Consider the following 18445-nt stretch of genomic DNA (forward strand, 5'->3'; position numbering starts at 1 on the left):
GCTGCGCCGGGATCAATGGCGTGTCGGATCGATACGTATCCCGCGCAGCGCGCAGTTCAAGTTAATTTCTCTCAGGGAGTAATGATGCAAAAACGATTCAAACAACTGATGTTGCTGGCTGCCCTCGTGCCGACGTTCGCTATGGCTCAGGCATTGCAAAGCCCGGCCCCGGCGGCTCCGGCTGCAGCCGCAGCACCGGTTGACCCGGCCAAGCAGGCTGCCATCAAGGACCTGCTGGACGCGATCGACGCACAGAAGCTGGTCGGCGCGATCGGCAACAGCGCGCAGATGCAAGCGAAGCAACTGGTTCCGGCTATCCTGTCGGACGCGCTGAGCGAAAACAAGACGATGTCGGATAAGCAGAAGCAAGCTGCTGTGCCGTCGCTGCAAAAGAACGCCGTGCCGAAGCTGGTTGACGGCGCAGGCCAAGTGTTCGCAACCGACAGCTTCCGTCAGGACGCAATGCAAGCTCAGTACGACGCCTACGCGAAGTACTACAGCACGTCGGAAATCAAGGACCTGACCGCGTTCTACAAGAGCGCGACCGGCCGCAAGTTCATCCAGGTGCAAGACCAGGTGGGCCGCGACGTCGTGAACGGTCTGATGCAAAAGTACATGCCGCAATCGATCAAGGCAACGCGTGACCAGGCTGACAAGGAAGTCGCTTCGGTCAAGCCGGCCAAGTAATTCCAGGTCGAAAGGCTGCGCTGAAGTCGCGCGAGCCGCCGCCGGGTAAGCGCGCCTCGTAGCTTGTACGGCGCGCCGGGTTTGGCGGGTTGGCGTTGACAATGCGATAATGGCCGTTTGCGCACACGCGCAGACGGCCATTATCTTTTTTTGGCGCAGAATCCCGGCGGATTCATTGTGGCATTCGCTTTGGCCTGTTCTCGCCAGTGAACCCAAGCCGTCGAATTCGCGTGGCCCGTTTCACCGTGGCTGCCTACCCGGTTGCCACCTTCGCCGATTTTTGCGCGATCTTTCTTTTTTCGCGCCCGCTTCCAGGATTTCACGATGCGCGTCTTTAATTTCTCAGCCGGCCCGGCAGCCATGCCCGAAGAAGTGCTGCGCCAGGCCGCCGACGAGATGCTCGATTGGCAAGGCAGTGGCATGAGCGTGATGGAAATGAGCCATCGCGGCAAAGAATTCATGTCGATCCACGAGGAAGCGCTCACCGACTTGCGCGAGCTGCTCGCGGTGCCGGCGAGTCATCGCATCCTGTTCCTGCAGGGCGGCGGTCTGGGCGAGAACGCCATCGTGCCGATGAATCTGATGGGCGGGAAGCCTCGGGCGGATTTCGTCATCACCGGTTCGTGGTCGCAGAAATCGTTCAAGGAAGCGCAGAAGTACGGCACCGTACATCTGGCCGCTACTGGCCAGACGGCGGACGGCTTTACACGCGCACCGGCGCGCTCGGAGTGGCAGTTGTCGGATGATCCGGCATACGTGCACCTGTGCACGAACGAAACCATCCACGGTGTCGAGACTTTCGAGATTCCCGACCTCGGCGATATTCCCCTCGTCGCTGACGCGTCGTCGCACATCCTGTCGCGCCCGATGGACATCGCCAAGTACGGCGTGCTGTTCGGCGGCGCGCAGAAGAATATCGGCATGGCCGGGGTGACGGTGGTGATCGTGCGCGAGGACATGCTGGATCGCGCGCAGGCAATCTGCCCGTCGGCCTTCGAATGGAAGACCGTCGCCGAGAACAATTCGATGTACAACACGCCGCCCACCTACGCGATCTACATTGCCGGGCTGGTGTTCAGGTGGTTGAAGAAGCAGGGCGGCCTTGCCGCAATGGAAGCGCGCAATCTCGAGAAGTCGAAGCTGCTGTACGACGCAATCGACTCGAGCGGCTTCTATCTGAACAAGGTCGAGCGGGGCTCGCGCTCGCGGATGAACGTACCGTTCTTCCTCGCCGACGAGTCGCGCAACGACGATTTCCTGGCCGGCGCGAAAGCGCGGGGAATGGTGCAGCTAAAGGGCCACAAGTCCGTCGGCGGCATGCGGGCGTCGATTTATAACGCCGTCCCGCTCGAAGGCGTCAAAGCGCTTGTCGAATACATGAAGGAATTCGAACAGCGCAACGCCTGAGTCCTCGACTCGCAGGCGCGCGCATCCTTTCCAGCAGTTACCCGGCAGGACCGTTTTCACGCAATGGACGACGAACTCAATACCCGACTCAAACCCCTGCGCGATCGCATCGACGCGCTCGACGCGCAGTTGATCGCACTGCTCAACCAGCGCGCCGCGGTGGCGCTCGAAGTGGGCGAGGTCAAGAAGCATTTCAACGCGCCGGTGTTTCGCCCCGAACGCGAGCAGCAGGTGATCGCGCGGTTGCAGGACATGAGCGAAGGGCCGCTCGCGAGCGAGCACATCAGCGCGATCTGGCGCGAGATCATGGCGGCAAGCCGCGCGCTCGAAAAGACCATCAAGGCCGCGTACCTCGGGCCGGTCGGCACCTATAGCGAACAGGCGATGCACGAGTACTTCGGTCAGTCGATCGAAGGCCTGCCGTGCCCCTCGATCGACGAAGTGTTCCGCTCCGTCGAGGCGGGCGCGGCAGAATTCGGCGTGGTGCCGGTTGAAAATTCGACCGAAGGTGCGGTGTCGCGCACGCTCGATCTGCTGCTGCAGACGCAATTGACGATCGGCGGCGAACTGGCCTTGCCGATTCACCACAATCTGTTGACGCTGAACGGCGGCCTCACGGGCGTGAAGCGCGTGTGCGCGCATGCGCAGGCGCTCGCCCAGTGCCAGCGCTGGTTGTCGACGAACGCGCCGCATCTGGAGCGCCAGGCGGTGTCGAGCAATGCGGAAGCCGCGCGGATGGCGGCGGAAGATCCGAGCGTCGCGGCCATCGCCGGCGATCGTGCCGCGACCCATTACGGTCTGCTGGTGGTGAACGCGCTGATTCAGGACGACCCGCACAACCGCACGCGCTTCGTCATGATCGGCAAGCAGCCGGCCGGCCCGAGCGGTTACGACCAGACTTCGCTGATCGTGTCGGTCGTGAACGAGCCGGGTGCGATGGTCAAGCTGCTGGAGCCGCTCGCGCGCCATAGCGTGTCGATGACCCGCTTCGAATCGCGTCCGGCGCGCGTCGGCACGTGGGAGTACTACTTCTACATCGACGTCGAAGGCCATCGCGACGACCCGGCGGTTGCCGCCGCGCTGACCGAACTCGGCGAAAAAGCCGCGTTTCTGAAGATACTCGGTTCGTATCCGCGCGCCCGCTGACGGCAAGCCGGCAACGGAACGCAAGCAATGAGACTCGGGCGGCATCAGGCCGCCCAGTCGCACATTCAATTACACATCGTCGTTCGGAGATATTCATGACAGCGTCTTTCGGCCCCTCCTACGTGCGCGCGATCGCGCCTTACATCGCCGGCAAGCCGATTTCGGAAGTGGCCCGCGAGTTCGGGCTGGACGAAGCGACCATCGTGAAGCTCGCATCGAACGAGAATCCGCTCGGCATGCCGGAGTCGGCGCAACGCGCGATGGCGCAAGCCGCCAGCGAACTCGGGCGCTATCCGGACGCGAACGGTTTCGAACTGAAGGCCGCGCTGAGCGAGCGCTACGACGTGCCGGCCGACTGGGTGACGCTCGGCAACGGCAGCAACGACATCCTCGAAATCGCCGCGCACGCGTTCGTCGAGAAGGGGCAGTCGATCGTCTTCGCGCAGTATTCGTTCGCGGTCTACGCGCTCGCCACGCAAGGCGTGGGCGCGCGCGCGATCGTCGTGCCGGCCGTCAAGTACGGCCATGACCTCGACGCGATGCTCGCCGCGATCACCGACGATACGCGCCTCGTCTTCGTCGCCAATCCGAACAATCCGACCGGCACCTTTATCGAAGGTCCGAAGCTCGAGGCGTTCCTCGATAAGGTGCCGCGCCATGTTGCCGTGGTGCTCGACGAGGCGTACACGGAATATTTGCCGCAGGACAAGCGTTACGACTCGATCGCATGGGTGCGCCGTTATCCGAATCTGCTGGTGTCGCGCACGTTCTCGAAGGCGTTCGGCCTCGCCGGCCTGCGCGTCGGCTTCGCGATTGCCCAGCCTGAATTGACCGATCTGCTGAACCGTCTGCGTCAGCCGTTCAACGTGAATACGCTGGCGCAAGCCGCGGCCATCGCCGCGTTGAACGACAAGGCGTTTCTCGAGAAGAGCGCGGCGCTGAACGCGCAAGGCTATCTCCGTTTGACCGAAGCGTTCGACAAGCTCGGACTCGAGTACGTGCCGTCGGACGGCAACTTCGTGCTGGTGCGCGTCGGCAGCGACGACGCGGCCGGCAACCGCGTCAACCTCGAATTGCTGAAGCAGGGCGTGATCGTGCGTCCGGTCGGCAACTACGGTTTGCCGCAATGGCTGCGCATTACGATCGGCCTGCCGGAAGAAAACGAAGCGTTCCTCGCGGCGCTCGAAAAGACGCTCGCCACCGCGTAAGCGGTACTCCTTGACCCGCGCGCCTGATCGGCAAACTTGATCGGCATGACTGGCGCGCTTTTCCTGTGACCGACGTGGCCGCGTTTTCTTTTGACAAGCTGGTGATTTTCGGTGTCGGGCTGATCGGCGGGTCGCTCGCGCGCGCGCTGCGTGAACGCGGCGAGACCGAGGGGGCGCGCAAGGTGATCGGCGTCGGGCGTTCGTCCGCGTCGAGCGAGCGCGCTTTGGCCTTGGGCGTGGTCGACGGCGCCGCGGCGTTGAGCGACGAAGCCGCGCTGCGTGAAGCGCTGTCCGGTGCCGACTTCGTGCTGCTGGCGGCGCCCGTCGCGCAGACGCTGCCGTTGCTCGAACGCATCGCGCCGTATCTCGACGCGAGCACGATCATCACGGATGCGGGCAGCACCAAGTCGGACGTGGTCGATGCGGCTCGCGCGGCGCTTGGCGCGCGGATCGGCCAATTCGTGCCGGGGCATCCGATTGCCGGCCGCGAGTCGAGCGGCGTCGATGCCGCCTTGCCCGATCTGTATGTGAACCGCAACGTCGTGCTGTGTCCGCTGCCAGAGAATGCGCCGCAGGCGGTCGAGCGGGTCGCGGCGATGTGGCGCGCCACCGGCGCTCTCGTGCGCGAAATGACGCCCGCGCAGCACGACCGCGTGTTCGCGTCGGTCAGCCATTTGCCGCACGTGCTGTCGTTCGCCCTGGTTGAGCAGATTCTCAATTCACCCGACGCCGCGTTGAAATTCTCGTTCGCGGCGGGCGGCTTCCGTGACTTCACGCGTATCGCCGCGTCGAGCCCGGAAATGTGGCGCGACGTGTGCGTCGCCAATCGCGTCGCGCTGCTCGACGAACTCGACGCGTACACCGCAGTGCTCGCGCGCCTGCGCGCGGCGATCGACGCCGCCGACGGCGCCGCGCTCGAAGCCGTATTCGCGCGCTCGCGAGTCGCGCGCACCGAATGGCAGGAACAGCGCGCGGCGGGCACGGCCCAAAGCGACGCGTCGAAATAACCGGAAACTGGACTCAATCATGGAATTCCTCGATCTCGGACCATTTTCTCGTGCGTCCGGCACGGTTCGTCTGCCCGGCTCGAAGAGCATTTCGAACCGGGTGTTGCTGCTCGCGGCGCTCGCCGAAGGCGAAACGACGATCACGAACCTGCTCGACTCCGACGACACCCGCGTGATGCTCGATGCGCTCGAAAAGCTCGGCGTGCGTCTGAAGCGCGATGGCGACGCCTGCGTCGTGACCGGCACGCGTGGTGCGTTCACCGCGCGCCAGGCCGACCTGTTTCTCGGCAATGCGGGCACGGCGGTGCGTCCGCTGACCGCGGCGTTGGCCGTAAATGGCGGCGACTACCGGATTCACGGCGTGCCGCGCATGCACGAGCGGCCGATCGGCGATCTGGTCGACGGCTTGCGCCAGATCGGCGCGAAGATCGACTACGAAGAGAACGAAGGCTATCCGCCGCTGCGGATTCGCCCGGCGCAGATCACCGCCGACGCCCCGATCCGCGTGCGCGGCGACGTGTCGAGCCAGTTCCTGACCTCGCTGCTGATGACGCTGCCGCTGTTGCGCACCGAAAGCGGCGTGACCACCGTGCAGGTGGACGGCGAACTGATCTCGAAGCCGTACATCGAGATCACGATCAAGCTGATGGCGCGCTTCGGGATCGAGGTAGAGCGTCACGGCTGGCACCAGTTCGTCGTGCCGTCGGGGCAGCGCTACCAGTCGCCGGGCACGATCATGGTCGAGGGCGACGCATCGTCCGCATCTTATTTCCTCGCGGCCGGCGCGCTCGGCGGCGGGCCGCTGAAAGTGGAAGGCGTGGGCCGCGCGAGCATCCAGGGTGATGTCGGCTTTGCCGATGCGCTCATCAAGATGGGCGCGAACCTGCAGATGGGCGACGACTGGATCGAAGTGCGCGGCGTCGGCAACGACCACGGCAAGCTCGATCCGATCGACATGGACTTCAACCTGATCCCCGACGCGGCCATGACGATCGCCGTCGCCGCGCTGTTCGCGGACGGCACGACCACGCTGCGCAACATTGCCAGCTGGCGCGTGAAGGAAACTGACCGGATCGCCGCGATGGCGACCGAGTTGCGCAAGGTCGGTGCGAAGGTGCAGGAGGGTGAGGATTTCCTCGTCGTCACGCCGCCGGAGAAACTGATTCCTAACGCTTCCATCGACACCTACGACGACCACCGGATGGCCATGTGCTTCTCGCTGGTGAGCCTCGGCGGTGTGCCGATCCGCATCAACGATCCGAAGTGCGTCGGCAAGACGTTTCCCGATTATTTCGAGCGCTTCACCGCGCTCGCTCAACCCTGATTCGACCCCGAATCGACTGACGTGCGACTTTTTCGATGAAACCGACCCGTCCCTTTCACCAGACGCCCGTCATTACGATCGACGGCCCGAGTGCCTCCGGCAAAGGCACCGTGGCCGCGCTGGTTGCCGCGAGCCTAGGCTTTCACTTGCTGGATAGCGGCGCGTTGTACCGGCTTGCCGCGCTGGCCAGCCTGCGCTATGGCATCGCGCCGGACGATGCCGACGCCCTTGTCAAACTGATCGACGACCTGCATATCACCTTCCGCGAGGGGCTGGCGCAGCTCGACGGCGTCGACGTATCGGCCGAAATTCGCGCCGAGGAAGTCGGCAGCCGCGCGTCGGCGATCGCCGTGCACGCGCCCGTGCGAGCCGCGCTGGTGGCGCGTCAACGGGCTTTTCGTAAGGAGCCGGGGCTGGTTGCCGACGGCCGCGACATGGGCACCGTGATCTTCCAGGACGCCGTGCTGAAGGTGTTCATGACCGCCAGTGTCGAGGCCCGCGCGGCGCGGCGGCATAAGCAATTGATCCAAAAAGGATTTTCTGCTAATATGGATGACTTGCTTCGGGATTTGCGTGAGCGCGACGAGCGTGACAGTCAGCGCACAGCCGCGCCACTCAAGCCCGCAGCGGATGCAAAGCTGCTTGATACCTCCGCATTGTCGGTCGACCAGGCGGTCGAACAAGTGGTGCAATGGTATGAAGCTATAGTCCCGCATGGCTGATTCAGGAGCGGTGTTTCGAGTCAGCGCGTGGGCGCAGTAGAAGTCCGTTGTCAGTAGGTGCTTCGCGATTGTCGTGAAGCGTTGTATTAACCCTTTAACCCCGCGTGGCATTCGCTTTCTTGCCGAAGTTGCTGACCGTCCGGCCAGCCGGGCACCGCGAGAACCATGCAAATTTTGATTTTTATGTCCGACCTGCAAACCTCTACCCCGAATACCGAATCTTTTGCGGCTCTGTTCGAAGAGTCGCTGACCAAGCAAGACATGCGCGCCGGCGAAGTGATCTCCGCCGAAGTCGTGCGTGTTGACCACAACTTCGTGGTCGTCAACGCTGGTCTCAAGTCCGAAGCCTACATCCCGCTCGAAGAGTTCCTGAACGACGCGGGCGAGGTAGAAGTGCAGGCGGGCGACTTCGTTTCCGTCGCGATCGACGCGCTGGAAAACGGCTATGGCGACACGATCCTGTCGCGCGACAAGGCGAAGCGTCTGGCATCGTGGCTGTCGCTGGAAAAAGCGCTCGACAACAACGAACTCGTGACCGGCACGATCACGGGCAAGGTCAAGGGCGGCATGACCGTGATGGTCAACGGCATCCGCGCGTTCCTGCCGGGTTCGCTGGTCGATACGCGTCCGGTCAAGGACACGACTCCGTACGAAGGCAAGACGCTGGAATTCCGCGTCATCAAGCTCGACCGCAAGCGTAACAACGTCGTGCTGTCGCGCCGTGCCGTGATCGAAGCAACCCAGGGCGAAGAGCGCGCAAAGCTGCTCGAAACGCTGAAGGAAGGCGCGATCGTGGAAGGCGTGGTCAAGAACATCACCGACTACGGCGCGTTCGTGGACCTCGGCGGTATCGACGGCCTGCTGCACATCACCGACATCGCATGGCGTCGTGTGCGTCACCCGAGCGAAGTGCTGTCGGTTGGCCAGGAAGTCACCGCGAAGATCCTCAAGTTCGACCAGGAGAAGAACCGCGTTTCGCTGGGCATCAAGCAACTGGGCGACGATCCGTGGGAAGGCATCTCGCGCCGTTACCCGTCGGGCACGCGCCTGTTCGGTAAGGTCACCAACATCACCGACTACGGCGCATTCGTCGAAGTGGAATCGGGCATCGAAGGCCTCGTCCACGTGTCGGAAATGGACTGGACGAACAAGAACGTTGCACCGTCGAAGGTTGTGCAGCTGGGCGACGAAGTCGAAGTCATGGTTCTCGAAATCGACGAAGACCGCCGCCGTATCAGCCTCGGCATGAAGCAGTGCAAGCCGAATCCGTGGGACGACTTCAGCCGCAACTTCAAGAAGGGCGACAAGCTGCAAGGCGCAATCAAGTCGATTACCGACTTCGGCGTCTTCATCGGTCTGCCGGGCGGTATCGACGGTCTGGTTCACTTGTCGGACCTGTCGTGGAGCGAAACGGGCGAAGAAGCAGTTCGCAAGTACAAGAAGGGCGACGAAGTGGAAGCGATTGTTCTCGGCATCGACGTCGAGAAGGAACGCATTTCGCTGGGCATCAAGCAGCTCGAAGGCGACCCGTTCAGCAACTTCGTTGCAATGAACGACAAGGGTTCGATCGTCGACGGCGTGGTCAAGACGGTGGACGCGAAGGGTGCAGTGGTTCAGCTGTCGGCTGAAGTCGAAGGCTACCTGCGCGCTTCGGAAATCGCACAAGACCGCGTGGAAGATGCTCGCAACGTGCTGAAGGAAGGCGACAAGGTCAACGCGATGATCATCAACATCGATCGCAAGTCGCGTGGCATCAACCTGTCGATCAAGGCCAAGGATTCGGCTGAGCAACAGGAAGCCATCCGTGGTTTGGCTTCGTCGGATTCGAGTGCGGCAGCTACCGGCACGACGAACCTCGGCGCGCTGCTGAAGGCCAAGCTCGACGGCCAGAACCAGTAAGCCTGAGAGGTCTGCTGCAGTATGACCAAATCGGAATTGGTCGCCCAGCTGGCTACGCGATTTCCGCAACTTGTACTCAAAGATGCGGATTTCGCGGTGAAGACGATGCTCGATGCGATGTCGGAGGCGCTTGCCAACGGTCATCGTATCGAAATTCGCGGCTTCGGCAGCTTCGGCCTCAACCGCCGTCCTTCCCGCGTCGGACGCAATCCGAAGTCGGGCGAGAAGGTGCTGGTACCTGAGAAGTACGTACCGCACTTCAAGCCCGGCAAGGAGTTGCGTGAGCGGGTGGATCGTCGCGCGGGCGAGCCGTTGAAGGCCGAAGAGCCGGATGACGACCTGTAAATGCTTCGCTGCGCGTTTTGCAGCGTGGCATTGCTAGCGTCAGCGGCCAAAGCCAGTTGGCAAAAGACCAGAAAAAGCGCCTTTGGGCGCTTTTTTTTCGCCCATAGATTTTCGAGCCGCATTGTCGCAACTGCTTTGCCGCGCCGCGCTAAGCCAAGCCACCCCGAGCCGGGTTCGCGCGTGCCCGTCGCTCGCCACCCTGCCACGCCCGCCCGCACGTCCCAATCCCCATTTGCGACAAGAGCAAGATAAACAAACCTCACGTAAGCCCGCAATCCGCCACTTCCTGCCCAGCCACGAGGGCTTCAATTACAATACGGGTCACTTCGGCGCGGGCAATATCCTGGCGCGACGCGTCATCAGGCCGGCGTCACTCCGCAACTGCCGTCAAGAGACCTATTCATGAAATTTATCGTCTGGTTGATCCGTGTGCTGGTGTTCGTGCTGCTGCTGGTGCTGGCGCTCTCCAACACACAACCTGCTACGTTGAATTTCCTCGCTGGCTACATGTGGTCGGCGCCCTTGATCCTGATCGGTCTCGCGTTCTTCGTGGTGGGGCTGGTGGCCGGGCTGGTGTCGGCGATGCCTGCTACGGTGCGCCTGCGCATGGAAAATGGCCGGCTCAAGCGCGAGTTGCGCGTGGCGCGCGAAACGCCGGCGGTGGTCGAGCAGCCGCCCATGCCGCCGCTGATTTGAATTTCCCTCCGCCGCGCAAGGTTGAGCGCGGCTTTCCGTTCCCGCTTTCCCGCACATTTGCATTAATCGCATGGATCTAGACTTCTGGTGGCTGCTCGTCATACCCGTCGCTTTCGCGTTCGGCTGGATGGCTGCGCGTTACGACCTCAAGACGCTGCTGTCCGAAAGCGCCAACCTGCCGCGCTCGTACTTCCGCGGCCTGAACTTCCTGCTCAACGAGCAGCCTGACCAGGCGATCGATGCGTTCATCGAAGTGGTCAAGCTCGACCCTGAAACGATCGAGCTGCATTTCGCGCTCGGGAACCTGTTCCGGCGCCGTGGCGAAACGGACCGCGCGATTCGCGTGCATCAGAATCTGTTGAGCCGCGCCGACCTGCCGGTCAGCGAGCGCGACCACGCGCTTTACGAACTGGGCCAGGACTTCCTGAAAGCGGGCCTGCTCGATCGCGCCGAGGAAACTTTCCGGTCGCTCGAAACCGGCGACTACGCACTAGGCGCGCAACGAGCGCTCCTCACCATCTACGAGATCGAGAAAGACTGGGTCAAGTCGATCGACACCGCGCGCCATCTGGAAACGATGGGCGCCGAATCGCTCGGCAAGGAAATCGCGCAATTCCATTGCGAGCTCGCGCAGGAAGCGCTGCAGCAGCAAAATCCGGACGAGGCCCGCCGCCAACTCGGCTTCGCGCTGAAGGCGAACCCGACCAACGTGCGCGCAACGATCCTGTTCGGCGACGTCGACGTGGCCGGCGGGGAGCAGGCCGCGGCCATCGAGCAATGGCGGCGCGTCGAGGAGCAGAATCCGGCCTATCTGCCGCTGGTCGCGGAAAAGGTGATGAAGGCCTATGAGGCGCTCGGCCGTCCGCAGGAAGGCGCCGATCTGCTGACCGCCTGGGTGGACCGGCATCCGACCAACGATCTGCTCGACGTGGCCTATCAGCACGTCGCGTCTCTGCGCGGTCCCGATGCGGCGCACGCGCTGGCGCGTTCGCAAATGCAGAAGTCGCCGAACCTGGCTGGCATGACGCGCTTGCTGGAGGCGCAGCAGGCCGTCGCGGAAGAACCGCGGCGCAGCGAACTCGAACTGATGCGTACACTGATCCGTCAGCGCACCAAGAATCTGCCACGCTATACGTGCCAGAATTGCGGCTTCAGGGCGCGGCTTTTCTATTGGCAGTGCCCGGGTTGCAGCGGATGGGAAACCTATGCGCCGCGTCGTGTCGAACCGATTGTCGCGTCGAGCTGACACCATGGCGGCCGCGGCGGCTTTAACCGCACGGCCGCCGCCCCCCGCGTATGGCGGCAGCACCGGCGCGGGCGGATTTTGCAGCGAGTTCGCCGCCGGCCTCATGACCGGCAATCCTCACCGGAACCCTCTACCGGAAAGCGTATGAAAATCACCATTATTGGCACGGGCTATGTCGGCCTCGTCACTGGCGCGTGTCTCGCTGAGATCGGACACGACGTTTTCTGTCTCGACGTCGATCCGCGCAAGATCGAAATCCTCAATAACGGCGGCGTGCCGATTCACGAGCCGGGTTTGCAGGAGATGATCGCCCGCACGCGCGCGGCGCGCCGCATCACGTTCTCCACGGATGTCGAGGCCAGCGTGGCGCACGGTGACGTGCAGTTCATCGCGGTCGGCACGCCGCCTGACGAAGACGGCTCGGCCGATCTGCAATACGTGCTCGAGGCGGCCCGCAACATCGGCCGCACGATGAACGGCTTCAAGGTGATCGTCGACAAATCGACGGTGCCGGTCGGCACCGCGCAGCGGGTGCGCGCGGTCATCGCGGAAGAGCTCGCCAAACGCGGACTCGCGGACAGCGAACAGCATCGCTTTTCGGTGGTCTCCAACCCCGAGTTCCTGAAGGAAGGCGCGGCGGTCGACGACTTCATGCGGCCCGACCGCATCGTGATCGGCAGCGACGAAGACGAAGCCGGCCAGCGCGCACGCGAACTGATGAAGCGTCTGTACGCGCCGTTCAACCGCAATCACGAGCGCACGCTGCACATGGACGTGCGCTCGGCCGAATTCACCAAATACGCGGCCAACGCGATGCTCGCCACGCGCATTTCGTTCATGAACGAAATGTCGAATCTGGCGGACCGCGTTGGCGCGGATATCGAAGCGGTGCGCCGCGGCATTGGCTCGGACCCGCGCATCGGCTATCACTTCCTGTATGCCGGTTGTGGCTATGGCGGCTCGTGCTTCCCGAAGGACGTGCAGGCGCTGATTCGCGCCGCCAGCGAGAGTGGCCACAATCTGCGCATTCTCGAAGCGGTCGAGGAAGTGAACTACAAGCAGAAGGACGTGCTGGTTCAGAAGATCACCGCCAGGCTCGGCGACGATCTGAGCGGCCGCACGTTCGCCCTCTGGGGCCTCGCATTCAAGCCAAACACCGACGACATGCGCGAAGCGCCGAGCCGTCGCGTGGTCGCTGAACTGCTGGCGCGCGGCGCCCAGGTGCGCGCGTACGACCCGGTCGCGGTGACTGAAGCGCGCCGCGTATTCGAGCTCGATCTGCACGATGCGCCCGAGCAGCTCGCGCGTCTGACCTTCACGAGCACGCAGGACGAAACGCTCACCGGCGCCGACGCGCTCGTGATCGTGACTGAATGGAAGGAATTCAAGAGTCCGGATTTCGTGCACCTGAAATCGGTGCTGAAGTCGCCGCAGATTTTCGACGGCCGCAATCTGTACGAACCGGACGCGATGACCGAACTCGGCATCGACTATCACTCGATTGGACGCCCTTATGCCCAACCCACTGAACTTCCGGCCGATGCCTGAGGCCATGCCGGGAGCCCCTGCGTCCACGCCGGCGGCGCAGCTCACGGTCGTGCCGCGCGCGCAGCTCGGCGCGGCGCGCGTGCTGGTGGTCGGCGACGTGATGCTCGACCGTTACTGGTTCGGCGACGTGAACCGCATCTCGCCTGAAGCGCCGGTGCCGGTGGTGCACGTGCAGCGTCAGGAAGACCGTCTGGGCGGCGCGGCGAACGTCGCGCGCAATGCGGTCGCGCTCGGCGCGCAAGCGGGCCTGCTGTGCGTGGTCGGCCATGACGAACCCGGCGAGCGCATCGTGCAGCTGCTCGGCGAAAGCGGCGTGACGCCGTATCTTGAACGCGATCCGGCGCTGCTCACCACGATCAAGCTGCGCGTGCTGTCGCGGCAGCAGCAGTTGCTGCGCGTCGACTTCGAAAACTTGCCGGCGCACGAAGTGCTGCTCGCGAGCCTCGCGCGTTTCGACGAGTTGCTGCCGTCGCACGATGTGATCCTGATGTCGGATTACGCGAAGGGCGGCCTGACCCATGTCACGCAGATGATCGCGAAGGCCCACGCGGCGGGCAAGCCGGTGCTGGTCGATCCGAAGGGCGACGACTGGGAACGCTATCGCGGCGCGACGCTGATCACGCCGAATCGCGCCGAGTTGCGCGAAGTCGTCGGTCAGTGGAAGTCCGAGGAGGATCTGCTCGCGCGCGTGACGAAGCTGCGCGCCGAACTGGCGTTCAAGGCGCTGTTGCTGACGCGCTCGGAAGAGGGCATGACGCTCTTCTCCGATGACGGCGTCCTGCACACTTCGGCCGTCGCACGCGAAGTGTATGATGTCTCGGGTGCAGGCGACACCGTGATCGCCACGCTCGCCGCCATGCTGGGTGCGGGTCTCACGCTGGTCGACGCGGTCGGCCTCGCGAATCGCGCGGCGGGCATCGTGGTCGGCAAACTCGGCACCGCCACCGTCGACTACGACGAACTCTTTCATTGATGCGGCCCGCCGGGTCTTTCGTCACGCGCCGTCGCGCAGCGTGAAAAAGAACCCGCGGGGCGTCAACCGAAGTCCCATGCAAAGCTGTCGATTGGAGTGGGCGCTTTAGCGCTCAGCTCCAGTCCCACGCAAGGCTCATTACCGCAGGATCATCATGACTCTCATCGTCACCGGCGCGGCCGGTTTCATCGGCAGCAATCTCGTGAAGGCGCTCAACGAGCGCGGCGAACAGCGCATCATCGCCGTCGACAATCTCACGCGCGCCGACAAGTTCAAGAATCTGGTCGACTGCGAAATCGACGACTATCTCGACAAGACCGAATTCGTCGAGCGCTTCAAGCGCGGCGACTTCGGCAAGGTGCGCGCGATTTTCCACGAAGGCGCCTGCTCGGACACGATGGAGACCGACGGCCGCTACATGATGGACAACAACTTCCGCTACAGCCGGGACGTGCTCGATGTCTGCCTCGCGCAGAACATCCAGTTTCTGTATGCGTCGTCGGCGGCGACGTACGGCGGGTCGAGCCGCTTCGTCGAAGAGCGTGAAGTCGAGCAGCCGCTGAACGTGTACGGCTATTCGAAATTCCTGTTCGATCAGGTGATCCGCCGCGTGCTGCCCACCGCGAAGAGCCAGATTGCGGGCTTCCGTTACTTCAACGTGTACGGGCCGCGCGAAACGCATAAGGCGCGCATGGCGTCGGTCGCGTTTCACAACTTCAACCAGTTCCGCGCCGAAGGCAAGGTCAAGCTGTTCGGCGAATACAACGGCTATGCGGCCGGCGAGCAGACGCGCGACTTCGTTTCCGTCGAAGACGTGGTGAAGGTCAATCTGTTCTTTTTCGACAATCCGGACAAATCGGGCATCTTCAATCTCGGCAGCGGCCGTGCGCAACCGTTCAACGACATCGCGAGCACCGTGGTCAACACGCTGCGCGCGCTGAACAACGAACCGGCGCTGTCGCTCGCGGATCAGGTGCAGCGCGGGCTGATCGAGTACATTCCGTTTCCCGATGCGCTGCGCGGCAAGTACCAGTGCTTCACGCAGGCCGACCAGTCGAAGCTGCGCGCGGCTGGCTACGACGCGCCGTTCCTGAGCGTGCAGGAAGGTGTCGATCGTTACGTACGTTGGCTGTTCGGCCAGGTGTAAATAATTCGGATCCCTCTTTAAACTGGAATCTCCCCGGTTGGTGATGGTCGCCAACCGGTTGTACGAGGGAGGTTCCATATGTTTCGAAAAATTCTGGTTACCGCGGCCATGCTCGCCGCATTCGGCCACGCGTATGCGGCGGTCGATGTCAACACGGCTAACGAGGATGCGCTGCGCGGCATCAAAGGCATCGGTCCTGCCAAAGCGAAGGCCATTCTCGACGAGCGTGCAGCGCATGGTCCGTTCAAGGACCCGGCCGATCTCGGCAAGCGCGTCAAAGGCATGGGCGGGCATACCATCGAGCGCCTGCAGGCGGAGGGTCTCGCTGTCGGTCCGGCTGGCGCGGCTGCTAACACGCAGGTTGCGCCGGCTGCACAGACCAAAGGCGCGGCCGCTCCGGCCGACGCGTCCAAAAGCAACCCCGCAGTGGTGGTGAAGAAATAAGCCGACGCGGGCTGTGCGCGCGGTTGCTCCACTGCGCGCATAGCCCGCGGCCGTCGCCCCCTTCATGGTCGGAGTGAAACGAACACTCCTTCAGCTGTCATGCAGATGACTGGCTCCCGCGGTTCTCAGCCGCGGGCTTTTTGCGTGGTGGGTGCACGGCTCACACCGGGCTTTTTGCGCGTCGCAATGGCATGGCGGACGCGCGCGATGAGCGCGTTGCACCCATGCCGGCAGAAGGGCCGCGCGGCAGCTGCGGGCACGGTGGTTTAGAATCGATGGATTGAAGACTCCGCGCATCGACAGCACCAGAACCGATATGGCTTACAAAACGATTGAAGATACGATCGGCAATACGCCGCTCGTGCAACTCGTCCGGCTCCCCGACGACGAAATCCGCAGCCGCAATAACGTGGTGCTTGCGAAACTCGAGGGCAACAATCCCGCGGGGTCGGTGAAGGATCGTCCGGCCCTGTCGATGATCAAGAAAGCGGAAGCGCGCGGGCGCATCAAGCCGGGCGACACGCTGATCGAATCGACGAGCGGCAACACCGGCATCGCGCTCGCGATGGCGGCGGCGATCCGTGGCTACAAGATGGTGCTGATCATGCCGGAAGACCTGTCGGTGGAACGCCGTCAGAGCATGGCGGCGTATGGCGCGCAGATCGTTCTGACACCCGTCACCGGCGGCATGGAGTACGCGCGCGATCTGGCCGAGCAGATGCAGCGCGAAGGCAAGGGCATCATCCTCGACCAGTTCGCGAATCCGGACAATCCGGCTTCGCACATCGAGGGCACGGGCCCGGAAATCTGGCGCGACACCGAAGGGCGCATCACGCATTTCGTCTCGTCGATGGGCACGACCGGCACGATCATGGGCGTGTCCACTTATCTGAAGACGCAGAATCAGGCGATCGAGATCATCGGCGCGCAGCCGGAGGAAGGCTCACGCATTCCGGGTATTCGCAAATGGCCGGAAGCCTATCTGCCGAAAATTTTCGACCGCAGCCGCGTGGATCGTGTCGAGAACGTGAGCCAGGCCGCCGCGGAAGCGATGGCGCGCCGGATGGCATCGGTCGAAGGCATCTTCGCCGGTATTTCGTCGGGCGGCGCATGCGAGGTCGCGCTGCGTATCGCGCGCCAGGTCGAGAATGCGACGATCGTGTTCATCGTCTGCGATCGCGGCGACCGGTATCTGTCCACCGGGGTCTTTCCCGCTTAAGCGTGCGTCGTCACGCCCGCCTATGAAAAAGCGCCGGTCGAGCCGGCGCTTTTTTTACGTCTGTTGGTGTGGGGCGCATGGAGCATGCGCGTCACGTTCGCTCTATTGCGAATTGCCATTCGGCGCCGCCGCGCCATTGGCGCCGTTCGCCGCGTTGCCTGCCTCCATCTGCGCTTTGACCTTCTGGCCCAACTGATACACCGCCAGCGCATAAAAGAAGCTACGGTTATAGCGCGTCAGCACGTAGAAATTCTTCAGTCCCAGCTTGAACTCGGTACCGCGTCCCGGCGACGGCAGGTCGACCACCGTCACCGGCGTTCCGGCTTCCGCGGCGACGTCCACGCCCGGTTCGTTCAGCAGCAGCCCGGCGCGCAGTAACTGTTCGAGCGGCCAGTGCGGCTCCGGCTGGCCGTCGGCGGCCGCTTGCGCGACGCCCAGGCTGCCGGCGTCCGAGCCGATCCGCCACACCACGGGCCGGCCGCTTTCCCAGCCGTTCTGACGCAGATAGTTCGCCACGCTGCCGATCGCGTCCGCCGGGCTCGTGCGCAGATCGATGTGCTTGTTGCCGTCGTAGTCCACCGCGTATTGCGTGATGCTGCTTGGCAGGAACTGCGGAATGCCGATCGCGCCGGTGTACGAGCCGAGCACCGTGGTCGGGTCGATCTGCGCGTCGCGCGTCCACACCAGATAGTCTTCGAGATTCTTGCGGAAGGTGGCCTGACGGTCGCCGCGATTGGCGGTGTTCGGGTAGTCGAAGCTGAGCGTGGTCAGCGCGTCGAGCACGCGGAAGTTGCCCATGTAGCGGCCGTAAATTGTTTCCACGCCGATGATGCCGACGATCACTTCCGGCGGCACACCGAACTCTTCATACGCGCGTTGCAGCGTGGCCTGGTTCTCGCGCCAGAAGCGCACACCGGCGTTGATGCGAACCGGGTCGAGAAAGCGCGACTGATACACGCGCCAGTTCTTCACTGCCGGTGACGGCGACGGCGTGACCAGCTTGACCGCAGTCGCCGAATAGCTGACGCCGGCGAACAGCGCGTGCAGCGCGGACTCGTCGAAGTCGTAGCGCGCGACCATGTCGTTGATGAACGCGTCGACATTCGCATTGTTCGCGTAGCGCTGCGGGATGATCTCTTCTTCAAACGTTTGCCCTTGCGGCACAGACGGTTGCGGCTGGCCTTGCGCGATCAGCACTGGCTGTTTCTTGCCGACGCCTTGCGCGAGCGCCGGACTGGTTGCCATGACCAAGCACGATGCGACGGACAATGAGGCGGCCAACGCGCCGAGATGAAGCCGGTTTCGTGCAGACAGAGCAAGCTTGACGGTCATAGTGAGCAAGGGGTGCAGTGTGCGGGAGACAGGGGAAAAAGGTTCGGGGCAGTATACCCGACGCCTTCTGCAAAACCGTGTCGAACTCGTCACAG

General features: G+C 63.3%; 17 protein-coding genes. 16 read left to right on the forward strand and 1 reads right to left on the reverse strand.

The features are described from left to right. Positions 1-84: 84 nt before the first annotated feature. The 16 genes from ACZ9H4_RS13250 (at position 85) to cysM (ending at position 17018) form a co-directional block, all read left to right on the forward strand. Positions 85-687 (forward strand): DUF2059 domain-containing protein, encoded by a 603-nt coding sequence (locus tag ACZ9H4_RS13250; protein WP_408140887.1) that lies wholly within the window; start codon positions 85-87, stop codon positions 685-687. A 324-nt stretch (positions 688-1011) separates the two neighbouring features. Continuing rightward, positions 1012-2094, forward strand: a complete 1083-nt coding sequence (gene serC / locus ACZ9H4_RS13255; protein WP_408152523.1) for a 3-phosphoserine/phosphohydroxythreonine transaminase — start codon at positions 1012-1014, stop codon at positions 2092-2094. A 63-nt stretch (positions 2095-2157) separates the two neighbouring features. Beyond that, positions 2158-3240, forward strand: coding sequence for a prephenate dehydratase (gene pheA, locus ACZ9H4_RS13260; RefSeq protein WP_121315388.1), 1083 nt, complete (start codon positions 2158-2160; stop codon positions 3238-3240). A 95-nt stretch (positions 3241-3335) separates the two neighbouring features. Further along, positions 3336-4448, forward strand: a complete 1113-nt coding sequence (gene hisC, locus ACZ9H4_RS13265) for a histidinol-phosphate transaminase (protein WP_476119241.1) — start codon at positions 3336-3338, stop codon at positions 4446-4448. A gap of 65 nt (positions 4449-4513) precedes the next feature. Then, the gene (locus tag ACZ9H4_RS13270; protein ID WP_408152525.1) at positions 4514-5455 is read left to right on the forward strand and encodes a prephenate dehydrogenase; all 942 of its coding nucleotides are present in this window, start codon (positions 4514-4516) and stop codon (positions 5453-5455) included. Positions 5456-5474: 19 nt separating this feature from the next. Continuing rightward, positions 5475-6779, forward strand: a complete 1305-nt coding sequence (gene aroA / locus ACZ9H4_RS13275) for a 3-phosphoshikimate 1-carboxyvinyltransferase (RefSeq protein WP_408140897.1) — start codon at positions 5475-5477, stop codon at positions 6777-6779. 35 nt (positions 6780-6814) lie between these two features. Beyond that, a complete protein-coding gene (gene cmk, locus ACZ9H4_RS13280; protein WP_408140899.1) occupies positions 6815-7501 on the forward strand; it encodes a (d)CMP kinase in 687 nt (228 codons plus the stop codon). Positions 7502-7666: 165 nt separating this feature from the next. Continuing rightward, positions 7667-9400, forward strand: coding sequence for a 30S ribosomal protein S1 (gene rpsA / locus ACZ9H4_RS13285; RefSeq protein ID WP_121315383.1), 1734 nt, complete (start codon positions 7667-7669; stop codon positions 9398-9400). A gap of 21 nt (positions 9401-9421) precedes the next feature. After that, the gene (locus tag ACZ9H4_RS13290) at positions 9422-9745 is read left to right on the forward strand and encodes an integration host factor subunit beta (protein ID WP_007180889.1); all 324 of its coding nucleotides are present in this window, start codon (positions 9422-9424) and stop codon (positions 9743-9745) included. A 402-nt stretch (positions 9746-10147) separates the two neighbouring features. Continuing rightward, positions 10148-10441, forward strand: coding sequence for a LapA family protein (locus ACZ9H4_RS13295; protein ID WP_476119242.1), 294 nt, complete (start codon positions 10148-10150; stop codon positions 10439-10441). Between the two features lie 70 nt (positions 10442-10511). After that, positions 10512-11687: a lipopolysaccharide assembly protein LapB gene (gene lapB / locus ACZ9H4_RS13300; RefSeq protein WP_408140902.1), complete on the forward strand. Its 1176-nt coding sequence runs from the start codon at positions 10512-10514 to the stop codon at positions 11685-11687. A 144-nt stretch (positions 11688-11831) separates the two neighbouring features. Further along, positions 11832-13235 (forward strand): UDP-glucose dehydrogenase family protein, encoded by a 1404-nt coding sequence (locus tag ACZ9H4_RS13305; protein WP_408140904.1) that lies wholly within the window; start codon positions 11832-11834, stop codon positions 13233-13235. Further along, positions 13201-14208, forward strand: a complete 1008-nt coding sequence (rfaE1, locus tag ACZ9H4_RS13310; protein ID WP_408323650.1) for a D-glycero-beta-D-manno-heptose-7-phosphate kinase — start codon at positions 13201-13203, stop codon at positions 14206-14208. Before ACZ9H4_RS13305 ends, rfaE1 begins: the two co-directional genes overlap by 35 nt. A 154-nt stretch (positions 14209-14362) precedes the next feature. Further along, the gene (gene rfaD / locus ACZ9H4_RS13315; protein ID WP_408140907.1) at positions 14363-15355 is read left to right on the forward strand and encodes an ADP-glyceromanno-heptose 6-epimerase; all 993 of its coding nucleotides are present in this window, start codon (positions 14363-14365) and stop codon (positions 15353-15355) included. 78 nt (positions 15356-15433) lie between these two features. Next, on the forward strand, positions 15434-15799 hold the full coding sequence (locus ACZ9H4_RS13320) for a ComEA family DNA-binding protein (protein WP_476119243.1): 366 nt from the start codon (positions 15434-15436) through the stop codon (positions 15797-15799). 316 nt (positions 15800-16115) lie between these two features. After that, positions 16116-17018, forward strand: coding sequence for a cysteine synthase CysM (gene cysM / locus ACZ9H4_RS13325; protein ID WP_168663612.1), 903 nt, complete (start codon positions 16116-16118; stop codon positions 17016-17018). A gap of 102 nt (positions 17019-17120) precedes the next feature. On the opposite strand, the gene mltB is transcribed toward cysM, so the two are convergent. Further along, positions 17121-18269, reverse strand: coding sequence for a lytic murein transglycosylase B (gene mltB, locus ACZ9H4_RS13330; protein WP_476119244.1), 1149 nt, complete (start codon positions 18267-18269; stop codon positions 17121-17123). Positions 18270-18445: the final 176 nt, after the last annotated feature.

This window comes from Paraburkholderia sp. TE9906, from assembly GCF_056279605.1.

Excerpts from the sequence above, each read along its gene's own strand:
- cysM (WP_168663612.1), top strand. The coding sequence starts at position 16,116 with ATGGCTTACAAAACGATTGAAGATACGATCGGCAATACGCCGCTCGTG.
- ACZ9H4_RS13305 (WP_408140904.1), top strand. The coding sequence starts at position 11,832 with ATGAAAATCACCATTATTGGCACGGGCTATGTCGGCCTCGTCACTGGC.
- ACZ9H4_RS13295 (WP_476119242.1), top strand. The coding sequence starts at position 10,148 with ATGAAATTTATCGTCTGGTTGATCCGTGTGCTGGTGTTCGTGCTGCTG.
- aroA (WP_408140897.1), top strand. The coding sequence starts at position 5,475 with ATGGAATTCCTCGATCTCGGACCATTTTCTCGTGCGTCCGGCACGGTT.
- pheA (WP_121315388.1), top strand. The coding sequence starts at position 2,158 with ATGGACGACGAACTCAATACCCGACTCAAACCCCTGCGCGATCGCATC.
- hisC (WP_476119241.1), top strand. The coding sequence starts at position 3,336 with ATGACAGCGTCTTTCGGCCCCTCCTACGTGCGCGCGATCGCGCCTTAC.
- ACZ9H4_RS13320 (WP_476119243.1), top strand. The coding sequence starts at position 15,434 with ATGTTTCGAAAAATTCTGGTTACCGCGGCCATGCTCGCCGCATTCGGC.
- ACZ9H4_RS13250 (WP_408140887.1), top strand. The coding sequence starts at position 85 with ATGCAAAAACGATTCAAACAACTGATGTTGCTGGCTGCCCTCGTGCCG.
- rpsA (WP_121315383.1), top strand. The coding sequence starts at position 7,667 with ATGCAAATTTTGATTTTTATGTCCGACCTGCAAACCTCTACCCCGAAT.
- serC (WP_408152523.1), top strand. The coding sequence starts at position 1,012 with ATGCGCGTCTTTAATTTCTCAGCCGGCCCGGCAGCCATGCCCGAAGAA.
- rfaD (WP_408140907.1), top strand. The coding sequence starts at position 14,363 with ATGACTCTCATCGTCACCGGCGCGGCCGGTTTCATCGGCAGCAATCTC.
- lapB (WP_408140902.1), top strand. The coding sequence starts at position 10,512 with ATGGATCTAGACTTCTGGTGGCTGCTCGTCATACCCGTCGCTTTCGCG.
- cmk (WP_408140899.1), top strand. The coding sequence starts at position 6,815 with ATGAAACCGACCCGTCCCTTTCACCAGACGCCCGTCATTACGATCGAC.
- ACZ9H4_RS13290 (WP_007180889.1), top strand. The coding sequence starts at position 9,422 with ATGACCAAATCGGAATTGGTCGCCCAGCTGGCTACGCGATTTCCGCAA.
- rfaE1 (WP_408323650.1), top strand. The coding sequence starts at position 13,201 with ATGCCCAACCCACTGAACTTCCGGCCGATGCCTGAGGCCATGCCGGGA.